Source organism: Tabrizicola sp. T46, assembly GCF_057219895.1.
Genome location: NZ_JBXVVV010000001.1, coordinates 378,743 through 393,250, shown reverse-complemented (window position 1 = coordinate 393,250; position 14,508 = coordinate 378,743). Strand labels below are relative to the sequence as shown.

Sequence of the window (14,508 nt, the reverse complement as noted above, 5' to 3'; positions counted from 1 at the left end):
ATGGATTTCCGGTTCTACTTTTCGCTCTTCCTTCGACGCCTTCCTTATTTCCTGCTTGCGGTCGTGACTTGCTCTGTCGTCGGGCTGACCCTTGCCCGTGTGCTGCCGCCGGTCTACCGGGCCGAAGCGAAGCTTGTCGTCGAAAGTGAGCAGATCCCTGATGAGTTGGCGGCTTCCACCGTTCAGACCGAAGCGACTGAACAGTTACAGATCATTCAGCAGCGTATCCTGAGCCGGGATAGGTTGTTGGAAATGGCTAATCGGTTGGACATATACGGCGGGGACCAGTCCGGTTCGACCAGTCGCATGGCCCCGGATGAGATTGTCGCCGATCTTCGAGAGCGCATCCGCATTGTCACAACCGGTGGGCGCAGCACGCGGGGGCCCACCCAAGCCACCCTTGTTTCCGTCAGCTTTGCGGCACCGACCCCAGCCTTGTCAGCCGCCGTCACTAATGAGGTGGTGACCCTTATCCTCGAAGAGAACGTGGCCATGCGGACATCAGTGGCAGGCCAGACACTGGACTTCTTCTCGCAGGAAGTGGAGCGACTGGACCAGGAGTTATCCCGTCAAGCAGCCGAGATCCTTGCATTCAAGAACGCAAACAAAGACGCGTTGCCCGACAGCCTGGATTTCCGTCGATCCCAGCAATCGGCTGCGCAAGAGCGTCTGCTGCAGCTGGATCGCGAAGAAGCGCTGCTCAAGGATCGACGTGCGCGACTTGTCCAGATCTACGAACAAACAGGTCAAGTCGATGCGGGCTCGACTGCAAACCAAACGCCCGAGCAGCGTCAGCTCGTTGAGCTTCAGGACGAGATGGCGCAAATGCTGACGGTTCTGTCGCCCGAGAACCCTCGGGTAAAGATGCTCGCCTCGCGAATAGAAACGCTGGAAAAGAGGATTGCAGGGCAATTGGCCGCCGGAGGACAGTCCACTGCAGATACGGGACTGTCAGTCTATGACCTGCAACTTGCAGACATCGACGGACAACTCAGCTTCATCGAAGCGCAGCGATCTCAGATCCGAAGTGAGCTTGAGGCCCTGCTCATCACGATCGAAGCAACACCCGGGAATGCGATCAGGATAGATACGCTTGAGCGCAACTATGCGAACACCAGAGCCCAGTATGATTCCGCCGTTGCAAACCTTGCCCGGGCTGAGACTGGCGATGTGATCGAGGCACTGGCAAAAGGGCAGCGAATCTCGATCATTGAACAAGCCGTTGCGCCGCGCGCGCCAGAGAGTCCAAATCGGCCGTTGATTGCTGCCGGGGGTATCGGTGCAGGTGTTGCGCTTGGCTTTGGAATTGTCTTGTTGATGGAGTTGCTTAACACCGCCATACGCCGGCCGCAGGAACTGACGTCAAAGCTTGGCATAGCACCCTTTGCCACCATTCCGCTCATGCGCACCCGAGGCCAGGTGCGTAATCGTCGAGCAATCATTCTGTTCGTCTTCGCCATTGTAATCGTTGCAATTCCACTCGGTCTCTGGGCGATCGACACTTACTATCGTCCCCTTGACCTGTTGTTAAATCAGCTCTTGAGTCGGGTTGGCCTTGCCGCTCTGGATTCGAAGCTTGGCTTCTTGGTTGGGTAAGGACAACGATGGAAAAGATCCAGTCAGCCATTGCGAAGGCACGTGCAGATCGAACTGCTTCGAGCAGTCAAGGTGAAGGGGCCCAACAGCAAACGTCCGCACCTGTCGTGTCGGGATCAGGATCTACCGTGCAACACTCTACCAGGGTTGCATCAAGGATATTGACAACCTATCCGGACGAAGCTGCTTCCATCGCCGTGACTTCGCGATGGCAGACAATTCCTACCTTCTCGCCGCCCCCGGCCCTCATGGCGCGGAACCATGTAGCAACATTTATCGGCAGTTCCGAAGCCGTGCATTTCGACGTCATGCGCACACGCTTACTGCAGGTGATGCGCGCAAACGGCTGGAAGAGGGTGGCCATTACTTCACCCGGACCGGGTTGCGGAAAGTCAACATTGGCCCTCAACCTCGCCTTCTCCCTGGGGCGACAACCCAGCCTTCGGACGATTCTTCTGGAAATGGACTTCCGCCGGCCTTCTCTTGCCCGAATGTTGGGATTGACCACAAAGAACCAGTTTTCACATGTTCTTGAAGGCATTGCTCATTTGCCGGAAAATGCCGTGCGCTACGGCGCGAACCTCGCAATCGCCACTCAATCCGGGCCAGTCCGTAACGCAGCGGAACTGTTGCACAATCCTTCGACGGGCGCGGCTCTTGACGCGATAGAGGCAGAGTACGATCCGGCTGTAATCATTTGCGATCTGCCGCCAGTATTCGCAAGCGACGATGCAATGGCTATCATGGGCCACATGGACGCAGCGCTTATTCTTGCCTCCGCCGAACTGACAACGATCAAGGAGATCGATCGCTGCGAACGTGAGGTTGCCGGACAAACCAATGTCATTGGGGTCATCCTGAACAAATGTCGGTACATGGAAAAGGATTTCGGCTACGACTACTATGGAACGTAGGGCTTGGGCCACGCTGAATAGATTCAGGGACCCACTCGGCAAAATGGCGCCAACGCTGTCTGCCTGTGCATTTAGCTCTTCCTTCGGGTGGCCTGAACACATGAAGTTACGGCAACGGCCTTTTCTGGGCTCATCCGGGCAGCCTTGAACGTGAATGATGTGTGGCTTGCCACCGTAACCGGTCCGAGGTGTCGCCGTCAGATCTGTGGCTCGATACGTTTCGCGATTCTCTGCCTGACCCGTACGCGACACATCGCGCTTGATCCTGTTTCGTGCAAATCTGGTAGAGGAGTGCCCAAAGACCCCAGATCGCCACTGCTTCACCGCAGCAACGCCACAATTGGTCGATAACTCGGAAACAATACAGTGTCAGTTCGAAAACGATGAGGTAAGGTTATGCTCAGACTCGTCATCCTGCTGGTTGGTTTGGTCGCAATCATCAACGGCCCGGCGCATAGTGAAACCTACTATGTCGCTCCTCCCGGTACGACAGTCAGGGGGGTGTCTGACGGATCAGAGAGCCTGCCCTTCCTGTCTCTTGGCGCGGCCTTCTCTTCGGGTAAGGTAAAGGGAGGCGACACGCTGCTCCTGAAGGATGGAGCATATGGCAGAGTCACGATCAAGGCCAACGCAGCCTTCGACTCGCCGGTAGAGATCGCCTCGCAGAATGCCAAGTCGGCACACTTCGATAGCATCCTCCTGGCTGGAAACACGCGCAATCTGACCTTGCGAAACCTGTCAGTGTGGCCAAGAGATCCGGCGACGGGATCCAACTGGTTGGTTCGGGCCTATGACAGTACTTCACATATCACTGTTGATGGCCTCGATATCAGAAGCGAAGAGGGTGCTGCTGACTACAAGAACTGGACCGCGGAAAGATGGAACGCACGCAAGTTCAGCGGAATTCTGCTGCAGGGCCCAAATGGAAGGGTGACAAATAGCATACTGACTGGAATCTACCATGGTATCCTGGTCGCCGGCGGGTCCCAGATTATCGGGAACAGCGTTTCCGGGTTCAACGGGGATGGGATGCGGTCCGGCAGCAACAGCCTCGTAATGGGCAACCGTATCGTGGATTGTGTCAAGACGGATGGTAACCATGACGACGGTTTTCAATTTTTGGCCGGCGTGTCGAACCTCGTATTGGACAGCAATACAGTACTTGAATGGACCGGTGATTTTGCGAATAGTCTGCGTTGCCCGCTTCAGGGTGTAGGCCTATTCAACGGGAACTACAGAAACATAACTATCCAGAACAACCTGATAGTAGTCTCTGCATATCATGGAATCTCCATTTATGGTGTCAGTGGTGTCCAGATTCTGAACAATACTGTCGCACATACTAGGGGGCATACCGTGACGCATCCGTACATCTTTGTCAGCCCGTCCAAGGAAGGTGTGCCTTCTACTGATGCTCTCGTCGCCAACAACGTCGCGATGAGTATAAGAGGAGGAGCAAGCGAGACAAACCGTGTCTTCTTCCGCAACAACTCGGTCATCGGCAAGCCGTCAGTCGTCTTCGAGAATCCTTTTGTCCATGACTACAGGCCGAAAGCAACAAGCGGGTTTATCGATAGTGGTGATGCTGACGTTGCACCTGCCAAAGACTTGCTCGGCAACGCGCGCCCAAGCGGTTCTTTACCCGATCGCGGAGCTATTGAAGTACAGGAAGGTAGTGCAACGCCCCCGTCGTCAAGTGTAAAGCCAGTGAATGAGCCCGTGCAGGTCGCGCAACCGACACCAGTCACAGAGCCGGCGCAGGTCGCTCAACCAGCCCCAACAACAGGGCCAGTCCAGGTAGAGCAACCGACACCAACGGTGCCTGTGATGTCTCCCAGTGTCCCGGCTGCACAAGTCAACGTGCCTAGGCAACCTCCTGTTGCCGAAGTGTCTTCACGGCCGGCATCTCCAGGTGATAGGGCTCGTACTGTTTCAAAACGCGCGGCTTCGGTTCTTTCCAGATTGATAGGGTGGATGGCCGGGGTGAGGCTGGCAGCGCGATAACCTTTTCTCTTGAATGAAAATGGGTTTGAGCGCTTAAGCGCCTCCGGGGATTGGAGCCGGCGCACCGCCCCAAGACAAGGTACAGGGAAAGATCGACGGAATGCTCACAATCTATCGTCAGCTCTTCTCCCTTCTTGATCGGTCAGAGCGACGCCAGTTCTACGGCCTGTTGATTCTTGTGACCCTCATTGCGCTGATAGATCTTGTCGGGGTGGCGGCCGTGCTGCCATTCTTGGCGTTTGCCGCCAATCCCGAAGTTGCGAGAGAGAATGCTGTTCTGGCATTCCTCTACGAAAAGAGCGGGGCCACCTCAGACCGTGAATTCCTGTTGGTCCTTGGGGGATTGATGCTGGCGTTCATCCTTTTCGGAATGGCGGTGAAGCTGCTTGGACAGTACCAGATCATTCGCTACGCCAACGCACGCAACCACAGCCTCAGCCAGAAGCGGCTGGCGAAGTACCTCTCCCACCCGTATGTGTGGTTCCTGCCGCGGAATAGTGCAGGGCTGGGGGCAGCAATTCTTTCGGAATGCGACCGGGTTGTCGCGAGCGTGCTGCTGCCAGCTCTTAGGATTCTGTCTAGTTCGATTTCTCTTCTTTGTCTTGTGGGCTTGCTGATTCTCGTCAGCCCGTGGGTTGCGTTATCGGCCGCCATTGGAGTTGGGGGAGCATACGCCCTCATTTTCTTGTTTGTCCGGCGGAGCCTTGGCCGGATGGGACAGCAACAGGCGCGTGCGAATACAAGCCGATATCGAGTGGCACAGGAAGCCTTCGGCGGCATCAAGGATGTGAAGCTCATGGGGTTGGAGGGCTCATACGTTCGCCGATACGACGGCCCATCGCGCCAATACGTCAATTCCATAGCCACAAGTCAGATCATCGGTGAACTCCCCCGCTTCCTCCTCGAAGCGATCGCCTTCGGCGGACTGGTCCTGATCATTCTCGGCCTTCTTGTTCTGCAGGATGCAAAGCTGGCAGATGTGCTTCCAACCTTAGGCGTTTTCGGCTTCGCAGTCCTCAGGATATTCCCCTCAATCCAGCAGATCTATCACGCGCTTACGCAAATGCGCTTTGGTTCGCCCGTATTGGCAAAGCTACATGAGGAGTTGATGGAGGAGGCTTTGCCTGTCGTCACCAATAGCCTCGCGTCCTTGCCCTTGACGAAGGAACTGGTGCTTGAGGAAATCCATTTTGCCTATCCGGGATCCGGACGGTCTGCGCTGAAAGGTTTGTCGCTCTCGGTGGCTGCAAGATCGACAGTGGGAATTGTCGGGGGAACAGGCGCAGGCAAGACCACCGCAGTAGACCTGATCCTGGGGCTTCTTGCCCCCGACGAAGGACGTATCATGGTGGATGGGGTGCCGCTCGGACCCGACAACATGCGGGCATGGCAGGATACCATCGGCTACGTCCCCCAGCAGATATTCCTTGCCGATGATAGCGTGGCAGCGAACATTGCTTTTGGCATGCCGCCTGAGGCCCGCGACGTCGCGGCGATCGAGCGGGCTGCTCGGCTGGCTGAGTTGCATGAGTTCGTCATGAACGACCTTCCGCGGGGATACGACACCGAAGTTGGGGAACGCGGCGTCCGTCTTTCGGGAGGGCAGCGTCAGCGCATCGGCATAGCGCGGGCTTTGTATCACGACCCCACGGTGCTGATCATGGACGAGGCGACAAGCGCACTTGATAACCTTACCGAGCGGGCTGTGATGGATGCCGTAGCGAACCTTGCACATGCGAAGACGATAATCATGATCGCGCATCGCCTGACGACGGTGCGTGCCTGCGACACGATCTTCCTGATCGAGAACGGCAGACTGGCTGCACAAGGCAATTTTGATGAACTGATCACGCGCAGCGAGGTTTTTCGGCGCATGGCATCGTAGAATAGCGAGGCGTAGGTGTTTGTTTCGCGCCCGGATCAAGCACCTCTGAAGGCGTTTTCCGGCGATCTGCCCGAAATGCGGTTTCCGCCAGCCAGTGTCCATAGCCTTGGGCGTGAGCTCGGCGCGATAGTGTCTTAAGGGATTTCAAGCATGAGTTTCTCAGTCATCATTCCGGTCTTCAACCGCGCCCATTCGATTCTCGCGGCCCTTCAGTCTGTCCTAGATCAGTCGCGGCCGCCGGATGAAGTCATCGTGGTGGATGACGGTTCGACCGATGATCTCGACACGGCTCTTGCGACGGTCATGTCGCGGATCGTGCTCTTGAGGCAACCCAACGCCGGGGTCGCTGCCGCACGTAATCTCGGAGCGAGCAAGGCGAAGGGCAAATGGCTCACGTTTCAGGACAGCGACGATCTCTGGACGCCGGACCACCTTGCGATCGTCGAACGGGACTTGCGCGAAGCAGCGGCAGACATAGTGGCTCATATCGGAGATGTGGTCTACACGGGCAGCGGCTATTCCGAAGGCCTGTTCGGCATAAAGGGCCTCAGCTTTGCAAAGTCCCAAGCGATCCGCGTCGCTGATCCCTTGGCCCTTGTCGTGTCGGGAATGACATTGCAGGGCGCAGCGGTCCGTGCCGACGTGTTCCAGCGGCTGGGCGGCTTCGATACAGGTATGCGCATGCTCTCGGACACGGCTTTCTTCTGCCAGCTTGCCCTGGAAGGGCCGTTTCTTGTGACGGGCGATCTCATGGCCCACATACAGCGGATGGAAGGCGATCGGGACGCGATCTCCCAACTGCACCGAAAGAACGCGCGATACAGTTGCGAGATGCAGATCCGGATCCTGGAAAAACTGCTGCCGCGACACTTGAACGCCGCCCAAGCCGCAATGATCGATCGCAAGCTGTCCGGAGCCTATTTCAGAATGGCCCGGGTCCTGTCAGAGGGGGATCGATCCGCCGAGCAGGAGATGCTGCGAAAATCCGCACGGCGCCACCCATCCGCCCTGATCGGGTGGGGCAAAGCTGCAGCGGTCGGGATTCTCGGCCGTTCCGCCTATGGCATGTTGCTGCGTCAACGTCGCCGGCTTGATCGCACGATCTAGCAGATACGGAGTTCGCCCAGGATTGATTGACGGAAACGCTTGGATGTCTCGGCAATGCCACTCATTTCTTGTCGTAGCACAGGGAAATCTCTGCGCCGGCTGCGGCGCCTGCGCGGGACTTCTGCCCGGCAAGGTCGCGATGGAGTTCGCTCCACCCGGTTTCCTGCGCCCGGTCGAGCTTGCCACGCTCACGCCCGAGGAAGATGCCAGCATCGCCCGCATCTGCCCCGGCCTCGGCCAGCGACTGAAGGCAGCCGGGCGCAAGGATGATGTTCTTTGGGGGCCCTATGTCGAAATGGTGACGGGCTGGGCCACAGATCCGGACCTCCGCTTTGCCGGAGCTTCGGGCGGCGCGCTTTCGGCCTTGGCCGCGCACCTTCTGGAAAGCGGATTTGTCGATGGCGTCGTCCAGATCGCTGCCGATCCGAAGACTCCGGTTGCCAATCGGACGGTGGTAAGCAGCACGCCCGCAGAGATCATGGCGGCCGCTGGCTCGCGTTATGCTGCCTCCGCTCCCTTGGCGGGGCTTTCGGCCCTTCTGGCAGACCATCTTGCCACCAGGCGCCGCTTTGCACTTGTCGGCAAGCCCTGCGATGCGGTGGCGCTGCGGGCGCTGGTAGAGGAAGATGAAGTGGCGGCAGCGGCCTTCCCGGTCATCCTGTCCTTCTTCTGCGCAGGTGTGCCGTCCCAGGCCGGCGCTCAAGCGGTTCTTGCTTCCCTCGGAGTGACCGAGGGCGAGGTCGCCAGCTTCCGCTATCGCGGAAACGGCTGGCCAGGTCGTGCGACCGCGGTTCTGAAAGACGGCTCCACCCACTCGATGACTTACCATGACAGTTGGGGCGGCATCCTTTCAAAGCATGTCCAGAACCGATGCAAGATATGTGCCGACGGCGCCGGAGCAGCCGCGGACATCGTTTGCGCCGATGCCTGGGAGGCCGATGCCCAGGGCTTTCCAAGTTTCGAGGACAAGCCGGGTGTGAGCCTGATCGTCGCGCGCACGCCCCTCGGGCAGCACCTCGTCGACCAGGCAAGGACCTCGGGCCGGATTCAGACAGCGACCTTCGATGTGGCAAGCCTCGCCGCCATCCAGCCCGGACAGAGAGAGCGTCGGCGGGCGCTGCTTGCCCGGCTGCTGGCGCTTCGTCTGGCGGGTCGCCCGGTTCCGCGCTACGAGGGCTTGCAGATCGTATCGGCGGCGATGCAAAATCCGATACGGCGAAATGTGAAGAACTTTCTTGGCACCCTCCGGCGGGTGCTGCTTCCCCGGCGCTGACGGGGGGCGATCAGACCCGAAGGAGCATCCATGTCCGCCCGTCCGATCCGTGTCTGTCTGATCATGCACTCGACCCGTTCGGACAACATGGGTGTCGGCGCCCTGACCGCTTCGGAAGTCGCGATCCTGCGAGACATTGGCCGGGACATCGGCCGTGACATCGCCATCACGGTGATGGATTGGAAAGACAAGCGGCCGCCTTATGTCTCCGGCCCGGATATCCGGATCGTGGACCTGGACGGCAAGACGATGCTCAACCCCTTCGGTTATCTTGCAATTGCAAGGGGATCGGATCTGGTCATCGACATCGGGGCAGGCGATAGCTTCGCGGACATCTACGGCTCCCGGCGCCTCACCCGGATGTTCATCCTTAAGTTCCTGACCCACTTTGTTCGCAGCCCGCTGGTCATGGCTCCTCAGACGGTCGGCCCCTTCACCCGGCGGCTCTCCCGAATCCTCGCGCGGATGACGATGCAGCTTTCAGCGGTGGTCTCAACGCGAGATCATATTTCCGCCGCGGCTGCCCGAGATTTGGGGTTCACGGGGGCCTTGATCGAAGCTTCGGACGTGGCGCTGCGCCTGCCCTATGATCCACCTGTGGCGCGCGACCCCGAAGGACCAATCCGCATTGGTTTCAACGTTTCTGGCTTGTTGATGAACAAAGGCTATTCGGGTCGCAACGAATTCGGGCTCCAGACGGATTATCCCGCCCTTGTGCGAGATCTCATTCAGCGGTTTCTTGCCCATCCCGCGAACTGCGAAGTGCATCTGGTACCACATGTTATTGTCCATGGTGGTTCACTGGCTGTCGAAGACGATTATCGCGCATCTGCCGCGCTGCAAGCCGAGTTTCCCGCACTGCGACTTGCGCCAGCCTTTGCCTCGCCCTCGGAAGCAAAAAGCTGCATTTCCGGGTTCGACTTCTTCATCGGCGCACGGATGCATGCCTGCATCGCAGCGCTGTCTTCTGGCGTGGCAGTCGTCCCTATGGCCTACAGCCGCAAATTCACCGGTCTGTTCGGCGGACTGGGCTACCCTTACACAGTCGACTGCCAGACCGAAGGCAACGACGTGATTGCCGAAAGGATCATGGCCTCATTCGAAGACCGCGCCCGGCTTTCTGTCGCGGCAAAGGAAGCGACCCGCCGGGGACTGGCAAGACTTGGCATCTATGAAGACGCCCTTAAGCAAGTGATCGCACGGGTACCTCAGTGACCGCGCGGCATGATCTCACCGTGATCATGGTAAGCTACAACACGCGTGACCTCACGCTTGCGGCCCTGCGCACGCTCTATTCCACCACCCGCAAGACCGCGTTCCGGACCGTGGTTCTCGACAATGCGTCGACTGACGGCTCGGCCACGGCAGTCGAAGACGCCTTCCCGCAGGTAGAGCTTATCCGTTCAACAGAGAATCTGGGCTTTGCCCGGGCCAACAATCTTGTGGCACAGTCAGCTTCCACGGAGTGGCTGCTGCTGTTGAACCCAGATACGGAGTGTCACGAGGGTGCGCTCGACAATCTGATGGCGTTTGCCGCATCCCATCCGCAAGCGGGTATCTATGGCGGGCGCACGGTCTTTCCGGATGGAAAGCTGAACATAGCCTCCTGCTGGAACCGGATTTCGCCTTGGAGTGTGTTCTGCAGCGCGTTCGGCCTGACTGCCGCCTTTCCTCGCACGGCTTTGTTCGACCCTGAGGCCATCGGGAGCTGGCAGCGCGATACGGTGCGCGAGGTTGATATCGTTGTGGGGTGCTTCTTCCTTGTCCGCCGCGAAGTCTGGGAACGTCTGGGCGGTTTCGACCTCCGCTACTTCATGTATGGCGAAGAAGCAGACCTCTGCCTGCGCGCGCGCCGTCTGGGGTGCCGCCCGATGATTACGCCCAACGCCCAGATCATGCATCTGGTGGGTGCAGCTTCGACCTCAAGGGCTACAAAAAGGCTACTTGTCACCAAGGCACGCGTCACCCTGATCCGCGACCATTGGACGGCTTGGCAGGTCCCATTCGGGATAGGGATGATGTGGCTTTGGGCAGCGCTGCGTGTGTGCTTTTCGCGGTGTCTCGCCATCCCGGGCGGCAGTAAGGACGTCGAACGTCACGCATACTGGAAGACGATCTGGGACCAGCGCAGGGACTGGCTGGCAGGGTATCAATAGCCGGCAAATACAAGATGCAGCGCAAGCGTCAGCAAGTCATTCAAGCCCCGCAGCGCGCGCCAGTGCCCTCGGATCCGAACCTGGGTCAACAGAACGGGCGAGCCGCGCACCGCTAGAACGCGCAAGCCTGAACTGCACCCTCCACAGCTTCCAGGGCCCCCGCGCCAAAGGAACGATCAACGTCGGCACGGGCAGGATCGAGGCCCATTTCCTGCACATGAAGCGATAGGCTCTGGCATAGGCGCCACCAAGGCCCCTGACCGGCTTGCTGTTGTGAATGACCGGAAGGTCCGCGACATAGGCCCCAAGCCTTGCGGCCCTTGCCGTCAGAACGATATCGCTGCCATAGAGGTGAAATCCGGGCAGGTTCTCGTCGAACCGAAGTCCGCTCGACCGCTTCAGCACGATCAGCAGTTCATCCACGCAGATGACCGGGGCAGGCTCCGCCAGAGGGTCGCCTACCATACGCCCCAACCCGGAAGACCAAGAGCGCCCCACGACGGTGCCATCTGCACCCACACCGATCACGCCAATCACGGCCCAATCCGGATCCTTGCGCTCAAGTGTGTCAATGGCCCGCCAGAATGCGCTTTCCCAATGCTGCGGCAGGTATACGTCCTGATGGGCAAAGACGATGATGTCGGCATCCGTCTCGTCGATGCCGCGGTTGTAGGCCTCGGCTGCCGAGCGACAGCCACGGTACCCGTGGAATGACACGCTGTCGTAGTGCAGGATCGTGGAAGCAAGGAGGTTGCGGGCCAGAGTCGCCTCGTCATTTACGGCGGCCACGACCGCGAGGCTAATTCGGGGCCGGGCGAGGTCTAGTTCCAAGGCACGGCGCCCCGTGATGCCGGGGTCACGTCGACATCCGGAAACGACGGACTTGTGCATCCGGACCGGCGCTGGCCCGCCGTGCGCAGCCCGGTGCAATTGTCGAGGCATGGGTCATCAAACGATATCGCATCGTGGAACATCAAGATCACCTCACTTTTCGACCTTTGTGTTTTCGGAGGAGGGCGAGCGGATGACAAGAGGGTGATCCGCTCAAGTCGCAACTGCACCGTCCGACACAGTTCAACGTCACCATACCAAGCTACGCCGGGTCGGCTAGCCGTGGGGTACATATTGAAAGCGGGTTCCTTGAAAGAGGCCGCGAACCGTCTGCCTGACGGGGAAACGCTTTCGCAACTTGCGTATCCAGGGCTCCTTCGGAACTCCGCTCGCGAAGAACCTTCCGTCGAACCGTTCGGCAAGGGATGTTTCCGCCCAGCCTTTCGACTGATGGGTAGCGCTGTACTGTCCCTGGACGACCGGAGCCGGTACCATCTGATAAACATTCATCCTTTCAAACAAGTCCCGGTAGGTGCTGAACAGGAGGGTGTCGACAGCGTCGGCCGCGTTCTCGGTCTGGCGCAAAAGCCGTTCCGCCGTCGCCCGGCCTACGATGTAGCAGCCGGTCCCCCTATGCGAGGAATGCAATCTGGCTAGCGAACGCTCGCCCGGAGCGGGCAGTTTCTTCATGGAAATGTGGACCAGCATTTCCGCTGTTTCCAGTTTGACGATATCGGCATCGGCCGGAAGCCAATCATCATTCAGGTATGCCGAAATGTTCCGGGCAAGGACGACATCGTCTTCAAAGACCATCCCCCAGCGTTCATCGCTCCTTGCCAGGCGACGCCAGAATTCCCGGTGGCTTTGTAGGCAGCCGTAGGTGCCGGCGCTGATGCGAATGCCCAGTCTTGACATTGGCAACCGCGCCGCCGCCGCTGCAACGTCGGGGTCTTGTCCGTCCACTGCCGGGATGCGTTCAAACGGAATGCCAGCCTTTGCAAACTCTGCCGTCATGTGAGCGAGTCGGTCCGGGCGTCGGTCCAGATTGATGCAATATGCCTTCATGGCCTCTTCAGTCCAAAAACTTCATGAATTTCCCGAGACGATAGCGATAGGACGCGGAGCGGGCAAGGCAGAGCCGCCTGGCACTTGATCACCGATTGCCGTCACGTCCTGTGACATCGCGTCTCGTAGGCCGGACGACAGGCCTTGCCCTTTTTGGCCCCGAGCCTGCAAAGCGAGTATACTGAAGTGCCGCACCGGGCGCCGGCGCCGTGGTCATCTCTGGGCCGCCATCACTCGAAACCGCGTCTGCCGGGATCGAAAGAAGCCAGATTCCGGCCCCAAAAAGAAAGAAGACATACGAAAGCGCGGTCGACCAGACATCGACGGTACAGAGTGTCAGGATCATCCCGACTTGCAGGAACACCCAGGCACGCCGGAATTGCCAGACGATTCCGCCGTCTCCGAAATCGCGCTTCATCGCCGCCCAGACCGCCAGTCCGTATGCAGTTGCAAGCAGCAGGAAACCCGGAATGCCATATCGAACGGTGGTCAGAAGCCAGAAATTGTCCATGCTCGCCGACTTCCAGGACGGGCGCTCCCACTCGTTCATCCCAATTCCGAAGATCGGGTTCTTCCAGACGTTGTTCATGCCCCATTCGAAGATGTGCACCCGCATATAAGCCGTTTCCTTGGACAGGGCGGCATAGCTTAGAAAGACGGTAATCGGTGTGCGGTTGGAAAGCAGGTCGACGATCACGTAGCAGACTGCGATAAGGGCACAGAGTATCACCCAGCGGGCCCGGATCCTTCTAAACCACCATGCCCAGATCATCAGTCCGGCCTGTAGCATCATGGGCAGGATGGCACCGCTGGAGACCGAACAGATCACGCCAACAGCGACCAGGCTACCAAGCAGATAGCGCTGCCAATCCTTTACGATGTCCTTGAATGCCACAATGGCAAGCGAGAAGAGGCTGGCACAGAAAAGCCCGTAATGGATTGGATGCGAGAAGATGACCTGTGACCGTTCAAGTCCAAGGCGGCGGCCCGCCAGAACATTGCTGAAATCGCCCCAGCTGTAGACCACCGGAAGTTTCGCGATCAGCGTTGGGATCATCGCGCGTCCGGTCTGCGTCTCGTAGATCGCGAACGGAAGCGTGAAGATCAGCACGGCAAAAAGGCCGCGACACATTGCGCGGAACTGTTCGGGGGTGCGCACATAGTTTCGGGCCAGGATGTAACTGCCAAAAACCTCCAGCACATAGGATCCGCCAAAGCTGACCGCATACTCTGGAGAATTGATCGACAGCGTCACCACGCTCCAGACCCCGTAAGTCAGCAAGAGGACGTCGGTCGGCAGGATGCGCCCCAGCCGTCCGGTCAGAAGCCGGATGGTCAGAGGGATAATGGTGGCAAGCAACACCACCCGTGTTCCGGTCATGAATACCGGCCCGACATTGAAGTGGATGGGCAGCGCAATCAGCGCAAAAAACAGGGCCACCGCCAGCGACAAACGACCACCACCGAGTCCGGTCGCTGCGGCCCCGGTTGGGGCCGACAATGTCCTGCGGAAGTTTAACTGGGCCGCCGTCATGGGCGCAGTCTACAGGATCGCGGCCGGTCAGGCGAGGGGGCGGCGGGACGAGAGAGCTTTTCGCACGGGGCGTGCACAATGCCTCTTCGGCGATTGCGTGGTCAGGACTTCAGCAGGAAGAACAGGGAAGTCTGACGGTAAAC

General features: G+C 58.9%; 11 protein-coding genes. 8 read left to right on the top strand and 3 right to left on the bottom strand.

All coding sequences use genetic code 11. The features are described 5' to 3' along the window. The 8 genes from AC2D9V_RS02020 to AC2D9V_RS01985 all read left to right on the top strand — a co-directional run bounded on the left by AC2D9V_RS02020 (position 1) and on the right by AC2D9V_RS01985 (position 10,935). A complete protein-coding gene (locus AC2D9V_RS02020; protein WP_484712364.1) occupies positions 1-1,596 on the top strand; it encodes a GumC family protein in 1,596 nt (531 codons plus the stop codon). 8 nt (positions 1,597-1,604) lie between these two features. Then, positions 1,605-2,510, top strand: a complete 906-nt coding sequence (locus AC2D9V_RS02015) for a CpsD/CapB family tyrosine-protein kinase (RefSeq protein WP_484712363.1) — start codon at positions 1,605-1,607, stop codon at positions 2,508-2,510. A gap of 396 nt (positions 2,511-2,906) precedes the next feature. Further along, the gene (locus tag AC2D9V_RS02010; RefSeq protein ID WP_484712362.1) at positions 2,907-4,514 is read left to right on the top strand and encodes a right-handed parallel beta-helix repeat-containing protein; all 1,608 of its coding nucleotides are present in this window, start codon (positions 2,907-2,909) and stop codon (positions 4,512-4,514) included. A gap of 100 nt (positions 4,515-4,614) precedes the next feature. Further along, complete coding sequence (locus tag AC2D9V_RS02005) at positions 4,615-6,399, top strand: ABC transporter ATP-binding protein (RefSeq protein WP_484712361.1); 1,785 nt, start codon at positions 4,615-4,617, stop codon at positions 6,397-6,399. A 150-nt stretch (positions 6,400-6,549) separates the two neighbouring features. Continuing rightward, positions 6,550-7,506, top strand: coding sequence for a glycosyltransferase family 2 protein (locus AC2D9V_RS02000; RefSeq protein WP_484712360.1), 957 nt, complete (start codon positions 6,550-6,552; stop codon positions 7,504-7,506). 43 nt (positions 7,507-7,549) lie between these two features. Continuing rightward, entirely contained in the window at positions 7,550-8,779 is a 1,230-nt protein-coding gene (locus AC2D9V_RS01995) for a Coenzyme F420 hydrogenase/dehydrogenase, beta subunit C-terminal domain (RefSeq protein WP_484712359.1), read from the top strand. A gap of 30 nt (positions 8,780-8,809) precedes the next feature. After that, the gene (locus AC2D9V_RS01990; RefSeq protein ID WP_484712358.1) at positions 8,810-9,994 is read left to right on the top strand and encodes a polysaccharide pyruvyl transferase family protein; all 1,185 of its coding nucleotides are present in this window, start codon (positions 8,810-8,812) and stop codon (positions 9,992-9,994) included. A 26-nt stretch (positions 9,995-10,020) separates the two neighbouring features. Beyond that, positions 10,021-10,935 (top strand): glycosyltransferase family 2 protein, encoded by a 915-nt coding sequence (locus AC2D9V_RS01985; protein ID WP_484712357.1) that lies wholly within the window; start codon positions 10,021-10,023, stop codon positions 10,933-10,935. Between the two features lie 36 nt (positions 10,936-10,971). On the opposite strand, the gene AC2D9V_RS01980 is transcribed toward AC2D9V_RS01985, so the two are convergent. From AC2D9V_RS01980 to AC2D9V_RS01970, 3 genes are all read right to left on the bottom strand, one after another. Beyond that, positions 10,972-11,724 (bottom strand): glycosyltransferase, encoded by a 753-nt coding sequence (locus AC2D9V_RS01980; protein WP_484712356.1) that lies wholly within the window; start codon positions 11,722-11,724, stop codon positions 10,972-10,974. A gap of 318 nt (positions 11,725-12,042) precedes the next feature. Then, entirely contained in the window at positions 12,043-12,831 is a 789-nt protein-coding gene (locus AC2D9V_RS01975) for a glycosyltransferase family 25 protein (RefSeq protein ID WP_484712355.1), read from the bottom strand. An 88-nt stretch (positions 12,832-12,919) separates the two neighbouring features. Further along, positions 12,920-14,365 carry an O-antigen ligase family protein gene (locus tag AC2D9V_RS01970; protein WP_484712354.1) on the bottom strand — a complete coding sequence of 482 codons (1,446 nt, stop codon included), beginning with the start codon at positions 14,363-14,365 and terminating at the stop codon, positions 12,920-12,922. Positions 14,366-14,508 lie beyond the last annotated feature (143 nt).

What these genes read in the sequence shown, in the direction of transcription:
- AC2D9V_RS01975 (WP_484712355.1), bottom strand. Translation starts at nt 12,831, where the DNA reads ATGAAGGCATATTGCATCAATCTGGACCGACGCCCGGACCGACTCGCT.
- AC2D9V_RS01970 (WP_484712354.1), bottom strand. Translation starts at nt 14,365, where the DNA reads ATGACGGCGGCCCAGTTAAACTTCCGCAGGACATTGTCGGCCCCAACC.
- AC2D9V_RS01985 (WP_484712357.1), top strand. Translation starts at nt 10,021, where the DNA reads ATGGTAAGCTACAACACGCGTGACCTCACGCTTGCGGCCCTGCGCACG.
- AC2D9V_RS02015 (WP_484712363.1), top strand. Translation starts at nt 1,605, where the DNA reads ATGGAAAAGATCCAGTCAGCCATTGCGAAGGCACGTGCAGATCGAACT.
- AC2D9V_RS02020 (WP_484712364.1), top strand. Translation starts at nt 1, where the DNA reads ATGGATTTCCGGTTCTACTTTTCGCTCTTCCTTCGACGCCTTCCTTAT.
- AC2D9V_RS02005 (WP_484712361.1), top strand. Translation starts at nt 4,615, where the DNA reads ATGCTCACAATCTATCGTCAGCTCTTCTCCCTTCTTGATCGGTCAGAG.
- AC2D9V_RS01990 (WP_484712358.1), top strand. Translation starts at nt 8,810, where the DNA reads ATGTCCGCCCGTCCGATCCGTGTCTGTCTGATCATGCACTCGACCCGT.
- AC2D9V_RS02000 (WP_484712360.1), top strand. Translation starts at nt 6,550, where the DNA reads ATGAGTTTCTCAGTCATCATTCCGGTCTTCAACCGCGCCCATTCGATT.
- AC2D9V_RS02010 (WP_484712362.1), top strand. Translation starts at nt 2,907, where the DNA reads ATGCTCAGACTCGTCATCCTGCTGGTTGGTTTGGTCGCAATCATCAAC.
- AC2D9V_RS01995 (WP_484712359.1), top strand. Translation starts at nt 7,550, where the DNA reads ATGTCTCGGCAATGCCACTCATTTCTTGTCGTAGCACAGGGAAATCTC.